Raw genomic sequence first — 13,675 nt, forward strand, 5'->3', positions numbered from 1 at the left:
AACGGAGTTAAATGAAATCCGAAGATTTCATCTAACTCCGCTTATTTTTGGGGACTTATGTCACAGCCCCTTTTTATTTTACCGTCGTTGGTAGATCCGCTGGTGGTCCTTTTGACCAGCCAGGACAAATGGTGCATCATCATTCTGCAAGTCAAACTGGACGTCGGCCGTCTGCATCCCCAATTGACTGTTGAACAGCTGCTCATACTCGTCAATTGAAACCCGGTGCCGATCGGCCAGATCCTCCTTAACATCGCTGAGGTTTTCGGCAAACGCTGGTTGAACAATCCCGCTGTAGAACTCGCCCTCGGCCCCGGAGCCATATGAAAAGAGCCCCAAGCGGTCACCCGGCTTAACTTGCCCGTTTTGCAAAAGCGACATCAAGCCCAGGTACAGCGAGCCGGTATAAAGGTTACCGACCTGCCGGCAGTAAACCTGACTGGCTGTCAGCTGGTCACGGAGGCGATCAGCCACCGCATCATCACGATCCTGGAGAACGCCCTCCAGTCCCTTCTTGCCCATTTTGGTAAATGGCAGGTGGAAGGCGATCCCGGCGAAATCATCCAGTCGGCGCCCGGTCCGTTGAAGGTAGCGGGTCAGGGTGTTCTTAAAGAAGTCAACGTAGACCCCGGTCGAGTACTTCCCATCCACAATGGCCTCCGTGGCGTAGAGAGGCCGCCAGAAGTCCATGAGGTCGCGACTGTAGGAGACACTCGTCGGTTCAATTGCCAGAACGTGCGGATCAGCACTGATTAGCATGGCAACCGCTCCAGCCCCCTGGGTTACTTCACCGGGAGTATTGAGTCCGTAGCGAGCAATGTCGGCTGCAATTACTAAGACCGTCTCTTGGGGGTTCAGGGCAACCAGCCCACGGGCAAACTGGATTGCGGCAGTACCGGAATAGCAGGCCTCCTTGAGTTCTACCGCCCGGATGTAGTCATCGAGTCCCAAGAGGTGTTTGATGTAGATGGCGCTGGCCTTGGAATTATCGATTCCGGATTCGGTCGCCACAATGATCGTCGACAGGCGCCGGGTGACGTCTGGTGTCAATAGTTTTTTGGCCGCCCGCGCCCCGAGCGTCACAATATCTTGGGTTGGCGGAACTACTGCCTGGCGGTCTTGACCGATCCCGATCGTGTACTTGTTGGGGTCCACTCCTCGCTTTTCAGCCAGTTCCGTCAGTTCAATATACTGGTCGGTCGTGGCAAAAGCCATTCTGTCAATTCCAATCTTCATCTTATTCAACCTCAATTCTTTTTCATCTGATCCATCGTCTCATTCAGCAATTCATCAACCGTGTTATTACCCTGGTTAACCGCATGGCCCTTGGTCCAGCTGAAGCGCAGGCGGGAAAATTGCGGCAGTAGGCGAAGCACCGTTTCCCACAGCTCCCGATTGGCAACGGGACTGCCACTGGCGGTCACCCAGCCGCGGCGCCGCCAGCCATAGAGCCACCCCTTCATAATCGGGTCTAGAACATAATGCGAGTCCAGGGTCGCCAGGATTGTTTCGTCATTCAAGTGGTGGGCAAGCAGGTATTCCAATGCCTTGACCAGGGCCGTGACTTCCATTTTGTTGTTAGTTGCCCCAAATTCGCCGTCCGTCCCGGTAATGCGCTGCTGGCGGTACTCAATCAGGTACGCCCAAGCCGCCTTATCGTCGCTTTTGACGTGCTGTCCCCGCTTATTGCCGTGGTTACGCGAGCCGCCATCCGTATATAGCCGAATGGCCGGGCTGTCGAAAGCTGCATCATCTGCGGCCAAAGAAAGGCTCAATTGCTGCGGCTTGGCGGGAGTATCTGCTCCCTTCAGCCAGGCTAGTGCGGTACTCCGGCTGGGGAAGCCCTTGTAGACCGCTCCAGCATAGCCGCTGACCTGTCGCTGGCATTCCGGCCAGGAGGTATAGATTCCTGGCTGGTAGCCCTTCTTCACTGCATAGAATTTCTTCGCCACTAGCTGTTCCTCCAAATAAAAAGACCGCTCATCCTCAACTGGCGTTGATAATGGACAACCACTGATTTCATACTAATTATCTTACCACACTTCGTCTCAACAGGGGTGGTTTGCGAATTGGCAAGTCTATAATCATATAGAGAAATAGAAAACATACATGCTCGATGCATACATGATGCACATAAATAAAAAAGAACCCTTATATATCAAGGGTTCTCGGCTATATAAAAAGGAGAGTACAGGATTTGAACCTGCGCGCCCGCTCAACACGGGTTCGCCGGATTTCGAGTCCGGTGCATTACCACTCTGCCAACTCTCCAAAAATCAACTATTACATTATAACAAGTTTTCGAACTTGCGTAAAGTGCAACAGTTGAATGGCTAACCTAGTTGTCCTGGTTAGCAATATCGTACGTAGTCTTGCCGTTCTTAGCGGTATAGAGCGCTTGTTTAGTATTATCCGGGTTGACAATGCTTAGCGAATACTCATCCGTTAATACGTTATCAACCTGACGCGAGTTCTGCTTGATTGACTTGGTCAAGTTTGGCCAGCCCATCTGCTCTGCCTGGCTTGGATCCTGGATCAGGGCTTGCAGGGCCTTCACCGTCTCATCATCCGTCGGTTTAATCTGGTATGTCTTGGATTTCTCATCAAAGGAAACCGTGCCGAACTTAGAATAACCCTTTTGCAACTGACGGAGAACGGCCATTTCCCTATCTTCCTGGTTGCCCTGATTGCTCTGCGCATTGATGCTGCCAAGTTTATTAGAAAATGAGCTGGCATTTTGCCCAGACTGTTGCACTACCTGGGAAGAGGAACTGGCCTGGTCACTTGCCTGCCGCTGGTTATGATGAAAGTATGGCAAGTTGATGGTCCCGTAGATCACCGCGATCAGACTCAAGACCACAATGATGGTCCCGCCTTTCCACTCACGGTACTGCTGCCATGAATTGGCAAGGTAAAAGCCGCCCAGGATCAACATCAGTGCGCCAAAAATAACTAGAAAGATCATATATTGATACCTCTTTATTAACTACGCTAAATTTCCTAATTGCATTCAGATATAGTAAAGAGACTGAGAACATGCTCAGCCTCTTCAATTTAGAACTCCATCAAAGCCTTCATGTCGTAATCCTTAATCTTTTCCCGACCATGAAGATCCTTTAATTCGATTAGGAAGGCACAGCCAGCGACAACGCCGCCCATCTTCTCAACCATTTCGATTGTTGCGGAAATTGTTCCACCGGTTGCCAGCAGGTCATCAACCACCAGGACCCGTTGCCCCGGCTTGATTGAGTCGGCTTCCATCTGGAGAGTAGCAGTACCATACTCAAGACTGTAGCTGGCACTGATCGCTTTACGCGGCAGCTTTCCCTTCTTCCGGGCAGGCGCAAAACCGACACCCAGTTCACGGGCGATCGGGCAGCCAACAATGAAGCCCCGGGCCTCGGGACCCACTACCATATCAACCTGCTTGTCCCTTGCATAAGCAGATAATTCATCCGTTGCCTGCTTGTACGCCTCGCCATCGGCCATCAATGGCAGGATATCCCGGAAAATAATCCCCTTTTCAGGATAATCTGGAATACTAGCAACGTATTTATAGAGGTCTAAAGTCATACAAAAATTGTCTCCTTTAATTCATCTTAAGGCACTGTAGTATCCATTGGGTAACGGTTGCCGCATCATCATATAATAATGTCTTTTCTGCTTGATAACGGGCAAGCTGTTGTTGATACCGTGTCGTTTGTTTTAGGTCTGTCTTCCCACTTGTGGGTTGCAGATTTAAAACACCATGTTTAATTGTAACAAATCCCGCTTCAGAAAACACTTGAATTACGAAATTTAATCGTTCTGCATTCATTTTTAGGTATTTGCTCATTGCCGTTTGTTGGCTCGGCCACTGCACTTGCGGGTATTGCTTCAGGAACTTGAAGACTTGTGCAAAGTCCGTGCGGCTTGGCAGCCCAGCCAGATATGCACTATGCCGACTCGCCAGTAACAGCCGAACCACTGCCGGCATCCCAGTGTCATTTTGGAAAAGCTTCTTAAAGCTGTCCAGGCTGTCTGGCAGGTCGACCAGGGTCACCGTCTTGCCTGCCAGGTCCATCTGACTCGCCGCATCTGGAGTCAGGGCATGAGCGGCACCGACGTGGGGAGCAACGTTCTTGCGCAGCCGCTCGTCATAGATGACATACTCACCAGGTTCTTGGAAGTGCGCTGTCCGCAGGTGAGCCGTCCGTTCGTCCAAGACCATGGTTCCCCGGACCCGGGCATCGACCAGCATCAGTTGGACCTGGCGTTGCCCATGCCACTCATTAATGGCCACCTTCGCGGCAATATCGAGCTGACCGCCCTGGGCCCGGAAGAGTTGAGTATCCGCGCCCCAGCCAAAGGCCACCACTGCCACGTCGGCCTGCTTGCCCGGCAGCATAAACTTCAGGTGACTGTTATCCTTCCCCATCGTTCGCACGTTAGTCGGATGAACATCGCTGAACTCGAAAACCGGTTCCTCATTGTCCGGGCCAAACGGCGCCAACTTCTGCAGGTCATCGTATAGCTGTTCGCTGACTTCCTGAGGCTTCAGTTGAGCAGCCAGCAGCAACGGGGCCGGTGCATGCCAATCAAAATTCTGTTTGGCTGCTTCGTCGCGCAATGCGGCCCGCAACGCCGCCAGCTTACCAACTTCAAATGATAGTCCGCAGGCTGCCGGGTGTCCACCGAAGGCCGTCATCAGGTCCCGGTGCGCATCCAGGGCCGTAAAAAGATTAAAGCGATCATCACTTCGTCCGGACGCCTTTGCCACTTGCCCATCCTGATCCGTGCTGGCAACAATGATCGGCTTGCCGGTCTGTTCCCGGATTCGGCTGGCAACAATCCCCAGGATTCCCTGGTGCCAGCCATGGCCCAGGAGTACCAATACCGGCTGATCCTGATTTCCCGGAGCCTGGGCCTGCTCGCTGGCTGCCGTCATCACTTGGTCAACCAGTTGCCGCCGTTGCTGGTTAGCGGCCTCCACCTGGGCGGCCAATTGTTCGCCCTCCTGGTCATCAAGGGTAGTTAGCAGTTGAACGCCGAGACTGGCATCCGCCACCCGGCCCAGCGCATTAAGGCGGGGGGCAATTCCAAATCCGATATCTTGATCGGTCAGCCGCTGTTCATTCAGCCCCGCCTGCTTGATCAGGGCGTGCAGGCCGGGCCGCAGTCCTTGGCGCAGCTCCTGCAGCCCCATTGTGATCAGGGCCCGGTTCTCGTCGGCCACACTAACTACGTCGGCAATTTCCCCGATTGCGACCAGGTCAAGCAGCTCCGTCGGAAACTCATCGGTCAGCGCCCAGGCCAGCTTGAAGGCGACCCCCACCCCGGACAAGCCGGCAAACGGGTAATCACTACCGGGATATTGGGGATGGACGATGGCTACGGCATCAGGCAGGTCCGCCGGCATCTCATGGTGGTCAGTGATCACAACGTCAATCCCCTGTGCCATCACGGGATCAATGACGTCCTTCCCACTGACCCCATTATCGACCGTGACAAACAATTGGGTTCCCTGTTCGATTAAACGCTGGTATGCAGCGGCATTGGGCCCATAACCATCCTTGAAGCGGTTGGGGATGTAGTAGTTAACGTTGGCGCCGACCGCCTGCAACGTTTCGTACATCACCGCCGTACTGGTGATCCCGTCAGCATCGTAGTCGCCATAAACCGTGATCTGTTCACCACGTTCAATTGCTTCCTGAATCCGGTCAACGGCCTTATCCATGTCATGGAGCTGGTGCGGATCGTGAATGGTCTGCGGGTCGGCCTTGAGAAACGCTGCCGCATCCGTTGCCTGTTCGTACCCCCGACTAGCCAGCAGCTCGGCCACCACCGGGCTAACTTGGGCGTCTTTTGCCAACTGCTTCACCGTTGCCGGATCGGCCTGCGTTGCTAGTTTCCATTTGAACCGTGTGTTAACCATTTTTTCACCCTTAACCCTTTTCTAAAATAAGAAAGGGCTGCACAAGTTACGCTGACAGCCCTTCTTTTACAATTCGCAAAAACTACAGATTCTTCTTATCCTGTTGGAAATCAAAGAACTTCTTAATTGCCCAGTCGCCAAGACCAGGGAAGACCTGGTAGGCCCAACCAAGGTAGGCCACGTAAACCGGCACATTGATCTCCCGGGTCTTGTGGCCAACGTTATCCCAGATCCGGCGGGCCAACTCGTCTGGCTCGATGAATATCCACTTCGGCAGGTGGGCCTGATACTCACCAGTCCGGTCGGCCTTCTTAAAGAACGGAGTCGCAATTGGACCCGGGTTAACTGTCAAGACCTGAACCCCGTAGTCCGCAACTTCCATCCGCAAGACATTATCGAACTGGATCACACCGGCCTTCGTGGCAGAGTAGACGGCACTGTTCGGCGTCGGAATCTTGCCAGCAAGTGAGGCAACATTGATGATTGCCCCGTATCCCTGATCCATCATCTGCTTGGCGACACACCGGCTGATGTACATCAGGGCCAACATGTTGACGTGGACCATTTCGGCCATTGAGGAATACTTCTCATGGGCAGCCGCGGTAAATTCACCCAGACCCGCCGAATTAATCAGGACATCAATCGCCCCAACCTCATGCTTAACCTTGGTGAGGACCTCGTCGATTGCCTGCGGGGAAGTTACGTCCGCCGCATAGGCAAAGGCGGGCCGGCCGGACAGGATCAGGCACTTCTTGGCAACGGCCGCCAGCTTTTCCTGGTTCTGGGCAACCACTACCACAATGGCTCCCCGCCGTGCCGCTTCAAACGCCAGGGCCTTGCCGATCCCACTGGAGCCACCGGTGATCAGCACCACTTCATTTCGTAAGAACCGTAATGCCTTAACACGTCCTAACATTACTTACCATCCCTTTCCCCTTGCTTCTTAAACGGAATATCGAAAACATCCAGGTCGTTGACAACCCGCGTATTTGGAAAAAGCTTGCGAACTTGGTAGGCCAGTTGGTAGGCAGCCTTCCCAGCGTAACGCGCCGAAATATGGTTGAGCAGGAGCCGCTTGGCACCAGCTTCTTTAGCAATCTCGGCTGCCTGCTTACTGGTCGAATGGTAATAGTTATGCGCCAATTTAGCCTCATCCTTGCCAAAGGTACTCTCGTGAACCAGGACATCGGCGTTCCGGGCCAGCCAAACCGCGTTCTTGGTCTGCCGGGTATCACCCAGAATGGCAACGATCCGTCCTGGCTGAGCTGGCCCAATGAAATCTTGGCCGTTCAGGACCCGACCATCGTCCAGCTTAACCGTCTTGCCGGCCTTCAGCTGACCATAGACCGGGCCGGATGGGATGTGCATTTCCCGGAGCTTGTCGACCTGCAATTCGCCAGGATGGTCATGTTCAACAACCCGGTAGCCAAAGCAGGTAATCTTATGGTCCAGCCGCTTGGCATAGACCGTGAAGCTATCATCCTTAAAAATCTCACCCTCATGTTCGATTTCAACGAAGTGCAGGGGATAGCTGAGCCGGGACTCGCTGACCTGGAGCGCAGTCTGCACAAAGCGCTTGATACCGACCGGTCCATAGATAGTCAACGGCTCGTCGCCGCCCTGAAACGACCGGGAGCTGAGCAGCCCCGGCAGACCAAAGATGTGGTCACCGTGCAAGTGGGTAATGAAGATTTTCTCAATCTTTCGCGGCCGAATAGTTGTATAGAGGATCTGGTGCTGAGTAGCCTCACCAACATCGAACAGCCAGATTGCGTTGCGTTCTTCCAGTAAGCGCAACGCCACGCTGGAGACGTTCCGCTGCTTGCTGGGTGATCCCGCACCCGTTCCTAAAAATTCAAGTTGCATACCTTAATTTCCTACCTTCTAATTTTATCTTACTGAACGAATTCGAAGACGAACTTCTTGATCCGGACTAAGTCGCCATCCTTGATTCCCTTGGCCCGCAGTGCATCGTCAACTCCCATCGCCCGCAGTTGCCGGGCAAAGCGCAGCTGACTCTGTTCGTGGGTCAGGTCGGTCATGTCAAAGAGCCGCAACAGCTTGGCACCGCCAAGAACCCAGGTGCCATCCTCGTCCTTGGTGATGGTAAAGTCCTGCGTCTCCTTCTCTGGCGCTGTGGCCTTGTACTCGGCAACCAGCTTCTCGTCATGACTCTCACTGTCAAATGCCGGCGTCTTATCGAGCAGGTCGGCCGTCAATTGCATCAGCTGCTGAACCCCCTGGTGGGTAACCGCCGAGATAGGGAAGACCCGTGGTGTCTGATCCAGCGTCTGGTCAGCAGCCAGCTCCTTCTTGAAGTGTTCCAGGTTCTCAGCAGCGTTTGGCATGTCCATCTTGGTGGCAACCACAATCTGCGGCCGCTTCAGCAGTTCCGGATCGTAGTTCGCCAGTTCGTGGTTAATCTGCCGGTAGCGCTGGATGGCCTGTTTAGGGTCTTCACTGCTCATGTCGACCAGGTGCAGGAGAACCCGGGTCCGCTCGATGTGACGCAAAAACTTCAGCCCCAGGCCAACGCCCTTAGCGGCCCCCTCGATCAGGCCGGGCATATCAGCCATGGCAAAGTCCCGGCCATCCGGCAGCATTACCATCCCCAGGTTTGGTACCAGGGTTGTAAACTCGTAGGCCGCAATCTTTGGCTTGGCCCCAGTAACCACTGACAGCAGGGTCGACTTGCCGACTGATGGGAAACCGATCAGACCCACATCGGCCAGCATCTTCAATTCGAGCTCCAGGTAATGATCTTCACCCGGTTCACCGTTTTCGGCGATTTCTGGTGCAGGGTTCTTAGCACTGGCAAAGTGAATATTGCCCCGGCCGCCACGGCCACCGCGGGCAACGACCAGCTCCTGGTCCTTTTCTACCAGGTCACCGATGATCTCACCGGTATCCAGGTCCCGCACCGTGGTTCCTTGAGGTACCGCGATTACCGTATCAGCCGCGCTGGGGCCGGTCATCTGCTTGTTCATCCCGTTGCCGCCGTTCTTCGCCTTGAAGATCCGGTGGTAACGGAAGTCCATCAGGGTCCGCAGTCCTTCGTCCACCTTTAGGATGATGCTGCCGCCACGGCCGCCATCACCCCCAGCGGGGCCCCCGTTTGGGACGTATTTTTCACGCCGAAAGGCAACCATGCCGTCGCCACCCTTACCGGCGTGCACCTCGATTTTAATTTGATCTACAAACGTATTCATGCGATTTGTCTCCGTTCTATCATTATTCCTTATTAGTATATTGGAAAATCAGGGAGGCGTCAAAATCAATCATGGCTGCTTCCCTTTGCGACCTTCGCGTTCTTCTGCAGCGAAATCTTAATCAGCTGGGCGGTTGGCCGGTTGATCCCCAGCGCGTGAATATCATCCACCGATGCTTGGGCAATCTTGCTGATCGAACCATACTGTTTGAGGAGCTTGGTCCGGGTCCGTGGGCCTACTCCCTTGATCTCATCAAGCCGCGAACTCAGTGAGTGGCGGGTGTGGACCCGGCGGTGGAAGGTAATGGCAAAGCGGTGTACTTCGTCTTGAATCCGCTGGACCAGGTAGAAGCCCTGACTGCGCGGATCCAGGTTGACGTGCTGGTCCTGGTCGCCGAAGAGCAGGTCGGCCGTCTTGTGCTTATCGTTCTTGACCATCCCCACTACCGGAATATCGAGACCGAGCTCGTTTTCAAGGACATCCTTAACGGCGTTCATCTGGATCTCGCCCCCATCCATGAAGATCATGTCCGGCATCGGCTTCCCCTCCTTCAAAAGGCGGGAGTAGCGGCGCCGGATGACCTCCCGGGTGCTGGCAGCTTCGTCGGCGTGGTCGATCACCGTCTGCAGCTTGTACTTCCGGTAGAGCTTCTTGGCGGGTTCCCCGTCGACAAAGACGACCATTGCACTGACCGGGTCAACCCCCTGAATATGGGAGTGGTCAAAGGCCTCAATCTTGTGGGCCGGGGGCAGACCCAGGGCATCGGTGATCTCCTTCATCGCCCCGGTGGTCTTGCTCTGGTCCATCTCCAGCAGACGGAACTTTTCATCAAGGGTCAGCCGGGCATTCTCAGCGGCCATGTCCATCAGGTCACGTTTCTCGCCCCGCTCCGGTGTCCGGACCGGCACGCCCAGGATTTCACTGATTTCCTTATTGGGCAGCCCCGCCGGCAGGAGGATCTCCTTCGGCAGGATGTTGTTTCGCCGGTTATAGAACTGCAGGATAAAGCTGGTCATTTCCTCCACTGCAGTATCCACAATCGGGAAGAGCCGCTTCTCCCGTTTCATCAGCCGGGCCTGGCGAATAAAGAAAACCTGGATTGATAGCCAGCCCTTGTCCATGTAGAAGTTGAAGAGGTCCCGCGGCGTCTTGTCATTGGAGATAATCTTCTGCTTCTCGACCGTCACCTCAATGTAGTGCAGCTGGTCGCGGATCTCCGCTGCCCGCTCATATTCTAGGGCCGCGGCCGCCTTCTCCATCCGGGCAGTCAGCTGCTTCTTCACCGCGGCCGTATTCCCGTTCAAGAAGGACTTGATCCGGCGAATCTGCTTATCATACTCTTCTTGCGGCAACTTCTTGAAGCAGGCCCCCAGGCACTGGCCCATGTGGTAGTACAGGCAAGGACGTCCCTGGTAGCCATGACACCGCCGCAGCGGGTAGATCTTCTGGATGAAGTGCAGGGTCTCTTCCGCCGCATAGACGTTCGGATAGGGGCCAAAGTAGTAGGCGCCATCCTTCTTGATCTTCCCGGTGATCTCCGTCTGTGGGTCCCGTTCATTAGTGATCTTGATGTAGGGATAGCCGGTCCCCCGCTTCAGCTTGATATTGAAATAGGGCTGGTGTTTCTGGATCAGGGTGATCTCCAGCAGGAACGATTCCTTATTAGTAGAGGTAATGATCGTTTCAAAATCAGCCACCTCAGAGACCATCTTAGCTACCTTCCCCGTATGACTGCTCTTAAAATACGAGCGCACCCGGTTCTTCAGATTCTTGGCCTTCCCGACGTAGATGATCTGGCCGTTGATATTCTTCATTAGGTAGCAGCCGGGCTTATCCGGTAGCAACGCTAGCTTATGTTCAAGGTATTCACTTGCCATCATAACCCTCCGATCGACTTGCTAATCATAATATTATAAATTAAAATCCCGGCAAAAGGCAAAGAAAGTGCTAGCATAAACTGGTCTGCTTGGACATGCAGACCAGTTTATGCTAGCATTTTGATAAAAGATAAAGGAGCGATCAATAATGGGACTTGTAACACGCCGTAGCCAGCAACTCGACAAGCTCTTCGACCAATTTGCCGTCGACCCTAAGCTCAAGCCGCTGAAGAAGAAGCCGGCGGACGAAAAGACAGACAAAAAGAAGGACGAAGATAAGAAAAAGTAAGTGGCCTAGTACAAAGGCAAAAGCGACACCTGATGTTCGATAAATTGGACATCAGGTGTCGCTTCTTTTTTATCCGGGTCCGACAATGGTCTGCCGCCCCGATTTAACCTTACTTTTGTTTCTTGAAACCGCTCGGGTAGCGCCGGTTTAACTCATCGATATTGGCCTTAGCAACCTCATCGAAGGGAATGTCGGCCCACTCCGCAATCTGCGAAAGGTACCACAGCACGTCCCCCATCTCATGAATCAGCTCTTGCCGATCCAGTTTCTTGCTCCGGAAGGTATAGTTCTTCACGAGGTCAACCACTTGGCCGGACTCACCAGCCAGTCCCAGGGCACAATTAGTCAAAACCTGCTCGTTGCCGTAAAGGGTCCGCTTGGCTGCCTTCTGGTAATCATTAAACTCCACTTAATTCATCCCCGTCTGCTTTTCAATCCATTGCCATACCTGGTCTTTGCCGCGCTTGTTCACCGCTGAGAAGAGAATCAGGGACGCATCGGCACTCATTCCCAACCGCTTACGGATCTGACTCTCCTGGCGGTTCCAAACGTTGGACTTAACCTTGTCGCTCTTGGTTCCCACGACCAGCGTCGGAATGTTGTAGTAGGCCAACCACTCATACATTGAGACGTCATCCGCTGTCGGAACATGACGGGCATCTACCAATTGGATCACCCCGCGTAGCTGTTCACGTTGGGTAAGGTACTGCTCGATCATCTGGCCAAAGCGTTCCCGTTCCTTCTTGGAGACCTTCGCGTAGCCATATCCCGGGACATCGACGAAGTAGAGCTGGTCCTCCACATTATAAAAGTTCAGGGTCTGGGTCTTGCCCGGTTGACTAGACGTGTGGGCAAAATTGCGTCGGTTGATCAGGACGTTGGTCAGCGAGGACTTGCCGACGTTGGAGCGTCCCACCAGGGCGATTTCCGGATAATCAGTCTTTGGGTACTGACTCTCGGCCACCGCACTGATGGTCAGGTCTACATTGTGCACTTCCATGTCTGAACCCTCACTTTGCCTTCTTCTCTGACTTCATTACGTAGCGCGGTTCCTTGTGGTTGGTAACACAGCGCTTGTCAATGACGACTTCCGCAATGTCCTTCCGACTTGGCAGTTCAAACATGACATCGCGCATCACGCCTTCAATGATGGACCGCAGACCACGGGCCCCGGTATTCCGGGCGATCGCCTGTTGGGCCATGGCTTGCAGGGCGCCATCGGTAAAGGTCAGCTTGCTGCCATCCAGCCGGATCAGTTCCTGGTACTGCTTAACAAGGGCATTCTTCGGCTCCGTCAAGATCCGAACCAAGTCGTGTTCATCCAGCTTCTCCAGAGCGGTCATGACTGGCAGCCGTCCAATAAATTCAGGGATCAGCCCAAACTTGAGCAGGTCCTCTGGAATGACGTGCTGAAGGATGTTCTTTTCAGTAACATTATCGGCCTCACTGGAGTCGGTCCCGAAACCGATTGTCTTTTCGCCCAAGCGTTCCTTGACAATCGTCTCAATGCCATCAAAGGCCCCACCGACAATGAACAGGATGTTCTTCGTGTCCACCTGAATGAATTCCTGTTGGGGGTGCTTCCGACCACCCTGCGGCGGCACGTTGGCAATCGTTCCTTCAAGAATCTTCAGAAGGGCCTGTTGAACCCCTTCACCGGACACGTCCCGGGTAATCGAAACGTTCTCACTCTTCTTGGCGATCTTATCGATTTCGTCAATGTAGATGATCCCCTTCTCAGCCCGCTCAACGTCAAAGTTAGCGGCTTGAAGGAGCTTCAGGATGATATTTTCAACGTCTTCACCGACGTACCCGGCCTCAGTCAGGGTCGTCGCATCGGCAATTGCAAATGGCACGTTCAGGATCCGGGCCAGTGACTGGGCAAGGTAAGTCTTCCCAGAACCGGTTGGCCCGATCACCGCAATATTACTCTTCTGCAATTCAGTGTCGTTGTTATCGCCGTCCATCATGGCGTTGACCCGCTTATAGTGGTTGTAGACCGCCACTGCTAGCGTCTTCTTGGCATCGCGCTGGCCGATAACATAATCGTCCAATTGATCGACAATCTCTTCCGGCGTTGGTACCCGGAAGTCAGTATCGGTCTGATCCTCTGCCAGTTCTTGGTCAATGATCTGCTTGCAGAGATCCACACATTCATTACAAATGTATACGCCGGGACCGGCAACAATCTTCTTTACCTCGTTTTGGGACTTGCCACAAAATGAGCAGTGAATTGAGTCCATTCCACTGGTATCTTCAAACATTAAGAAACCTCCTCTAAAGTTCTGAAATAATCATAACAAAATTGGTCCGCAATTTCGAACAAAGTGGTTCCGGACTAAACAAAAAGTGTCCAATCATAATTGATTGGACACTTCAGCCGTGA

Annotated in this window: 13 protein-coding genes and 1 tRNA gene; 1 reads left to right on the forward strand and 13 read right to left on the reverse strand. The window is 53.6% G+C overall.

What is annotated here, in order from left to right:
- Positions 1 to 78 precede the first annotated feature (78 nt).
- From QOS10_RS05240 to uvrC, 10 genes are all read right to left on the reverse strand, one after another.
- On the reverse strand, positions 79 to 1,236 hold the full coding sequence (locus QOS10_RS05240) for a hydroxymethylglutaryl-CoA synthase (protein ID WP_283594220.1): 1,158 nt from the start codon (positions 1,234 to 1,236) through the stop codon (positions 79 to 81).
- A gap of 11 nt (positions 1,237 to 1,247) precedes the next feature.
- Positions 1,248 to 1,952, reverse strand: coding sequence for a ribonuclease H family protein (locus QOS10_RS05245; RefSeq protein ID WP_283594221.1), 705 nt, complete (start codon positions 1,950 to 1,952; stop codon positions 1,248 to 1,250).
- 230 nt (positions 1,953 to 2,182) lie between these two features.
- A tRNA-Ser gene (locus QOS10_RS05250) sits at positions 2,183 to 2,271 on the reverse strand.
- A gap of 67 nt (positions 2,272 to 2,338) precedes the next feature.
- A complete protein-coding gene (locus QOS10_RS05255; RefSeq protein WP_283594222.1) occupies positions 2,339 to 2,965 on the reverse strand; it encodes a DUF308 domain-containing protein in 627 nt (208 codons plus the stop codon).
- A gap of 89 nt (positions 2,966 to 3,054) precedes the next feature.
- Positions 3,055 to 3,573, reverse strand: coding sequence for an adenine phosphoribosyltransferase (locus tag QOS10_RS05260; protein ID WP_283594223.1), 519 nt, complete (start codon positions 3,571 to 3,573; stop codon positions 3,055 to 3,057).
- 16 nt (positions 3,574 to 3,589) lie between these two features.
- A complete protein-coding gene (recJ, locus tag QOS10_RS05265; RefSeq protein WP_283594225.1) occupies positions 3,590 to 5,914 on the reverse strand; it encodes a single-stranded-DNA-specific exonuclease RecJ in 2,325 nt (774 codons plus the stop codon).
- 82 nt (positions 5,915 to 5,996) lie between these two features.
- Positions 5,997 to 6,830 carry an SDR family NAD(P)-dependent oxidoreductase gene (locus QOS10_RS05270; RefSeq protein WP_283594226.1) on the reverse strand — a complete coding sequence of 278 codons (834 nt, stop codon included), beginning with the start codon at positions 6,828 to 6,830 and terminating at the stop codon, positions 5,997 to 5,999.
- Positions 6,830 to 7,780, reverse strand: coding sequence for a ribonuclease Z (rnz, locus tag QOS10_RS05275; RefSeq protein ID WP_283594227.1), 951 nt, complete (start codon positions 7,778 to 7,780; stop codon positions 6,830 to 6,832). Before rnz ends, QOS10_RS05270 begins: the two co-directional genes overlap by 1 nt.
- Before the next feature lie 29 nt (positions 7,781 to 7,809).
- Entirely contained in the window at positions 7,810 to 9,123 is a 1,314-nt protein-coding gene (gene obgE / locus QOS10_RS05280) for a GTPase ObgE (RefSeq protein WP_283594228.1), read from the reverse strand.
- A gap of 65 nt (positions 9,124 to 9,188) precedes the next feature.
- Complete coding sequence (gene uvrC, locus QOS10_RS05285; protein WP_283594229.1) at positions 9,189 to 11,000, reverse strand: excinuclease ABC subunit UvrC; 1,812 nt, start codon at positions 10,998 to 11,000, stop codon at positions 9,189 to 9,191.
- Positions 11,001 to 11,148: 148 nt separating this feature from the next.
- On the opposite strand from uvrC, the gene QOS10_RS05290 reads away from it, so the two are divergent.
- A complete protein-coding gene (locus QOS10_RS05290) occupies positions 11,149 to 11,289 on the forward strand; it encodes an SPJ_0845 family protein (protein WP_283594230.1) in 141 nt (46 codons plus the stop codon).
- Positions 11,290 to 11,398: 109 nt separating this feature from the next.
- Here QOS10_RS05290 and QOS10_RS05295 read toward each other — a convergent pair whose 3' ends face one another.
- From QOS10_RS05295 to clpX, 3 genes are read right to left on the reverse strand one after another with little or no spacing between them, the layout of a single operon-like run.
- The gene (locus QOS10_RS05295) at positions 11,399 to 11,698 is read right to left on the reverse strand and encodes a nucleoside triphosphate pyrophosphohydrolase family protein (protein WP_283594231.1); all 300 of its coding nucleotides are present in this window, start codon (positions 11,696 to 11,698) and stop codon (positions 11,399 to 11,401) included.
- A complete protein-coding gene (gene yihA, locus QOS10_RS05300; protein WP_283594233.1) occupies positions 11,699 to 12,289 on the reverse strand; it encodes a ribosome biogenesis GTP-binding protein YihA/YsxC in 591 nt (196 codons plus the stop codon). It lies immediately after the preceding gene.
- A gap of 10 nt (positions 12,290 to 12,299) precedes the next feature.
- Positions 12,300 to 13,553: an ATP-dependent Clp protease ATP-binding subunit ClpX gene (gene clpX / locus QOS10_RS05305; RefSeq protein WP_283594235.1), complete on the reverse strand. Its 1,254-nt coding sequence runs from the start codon at positions 13,551 to 13,553 to the stop codon at positions 12,300 to 12,302.
- Between the last annotated feature and the right edge of the window lie 122 nt (positions 13,554 to 13,675).

It is taken from the genome of Limosilactobacillus galli (genome assembly GCF_947381495.1).
Taxonomy (GTDB): domain Bacteria; phylum Bacillota; class Bacilli; order Lactobacillales; family Lactobacillaceae; genus Limosilactobacillus; species Limosilactobacillus galli.

Bases quoted from the DNA above. Each gene is read 5' to 3' on its own strand.
- QOS10_RS05240 (WP_283594220.1), bottom strand. From the start codon at position 1,236: ATGAAGATTGGAATTGACAGAATGGCTTTTGCCACGACCGACCAGTAT.
- QOS10_RS05255 (WP_283594222.1), bottom strand. From the start codon at position 2,965: ATGATCTTTCTAGTTATTTTTGGCGCACTGATGTTGATCCTGGGCGGC.
- QOS10_RS05260 (WP_283594223.1), bottom strand. From the start codon at position 3,573: ATGACTTTAGACCTCTATAAATACGTTGCTAGTATTCCAGATTATCCT.
- recJ (WP_283594225.1), bottom strand. From the start codon at position 5,914: ATGGTTAACACACGGTTCAAATGGAAACTAGCAACGCAGGCCGATCCG.
- QOS10_RS05270 (WP_283594226.1), bottom strand. From the start codon at position 6,830: ATGTTAGGACGTGTTAAGGCATTACGGTTCTTACGAAATGAAGTGGTG.
- rnz (WP_283594227.1), bottom strand. From the start codon at position 7,780: ATGCAACTTGAATTTTTAGGAACGGGTGCGGGATCACCCAGCAAGCAG.
- obgE (WP_283594228.1), bottom strand. From the start codon at position 9,123: ATGAATACGTTTGTAGATCAAATTAAAATCGAGGTGCACGCCGGTAAG.
- uvrC (WP_283594229.1), bottom strand. From the start codon at position 11,000: ATGGCAAGTGAATACCTTGAACATAAGCTAGCGTTGCTACCGGATAAG.
- QOS10_RS05290 (WP_283594230.1), top strand. From the start codon at position 11,149: ATGGGACTTGTAACACGCCGTAGCCAGCAACTCGACAAGCTCTTCGAC.
- yihA (WP_283594233.1), bottom strand. From the start codon at position 12,289: ATGGAAGTGCACAATGTAGACCTGACCATCAGTGCGGTGGCCGAGAGT.
- clpX (WP_283594235.1), bottom strand. From the start codon at position 13,553: ATGTTTGAAGATACCAGTGGAATGGACTCAATTCACTGCTCATTTTGT.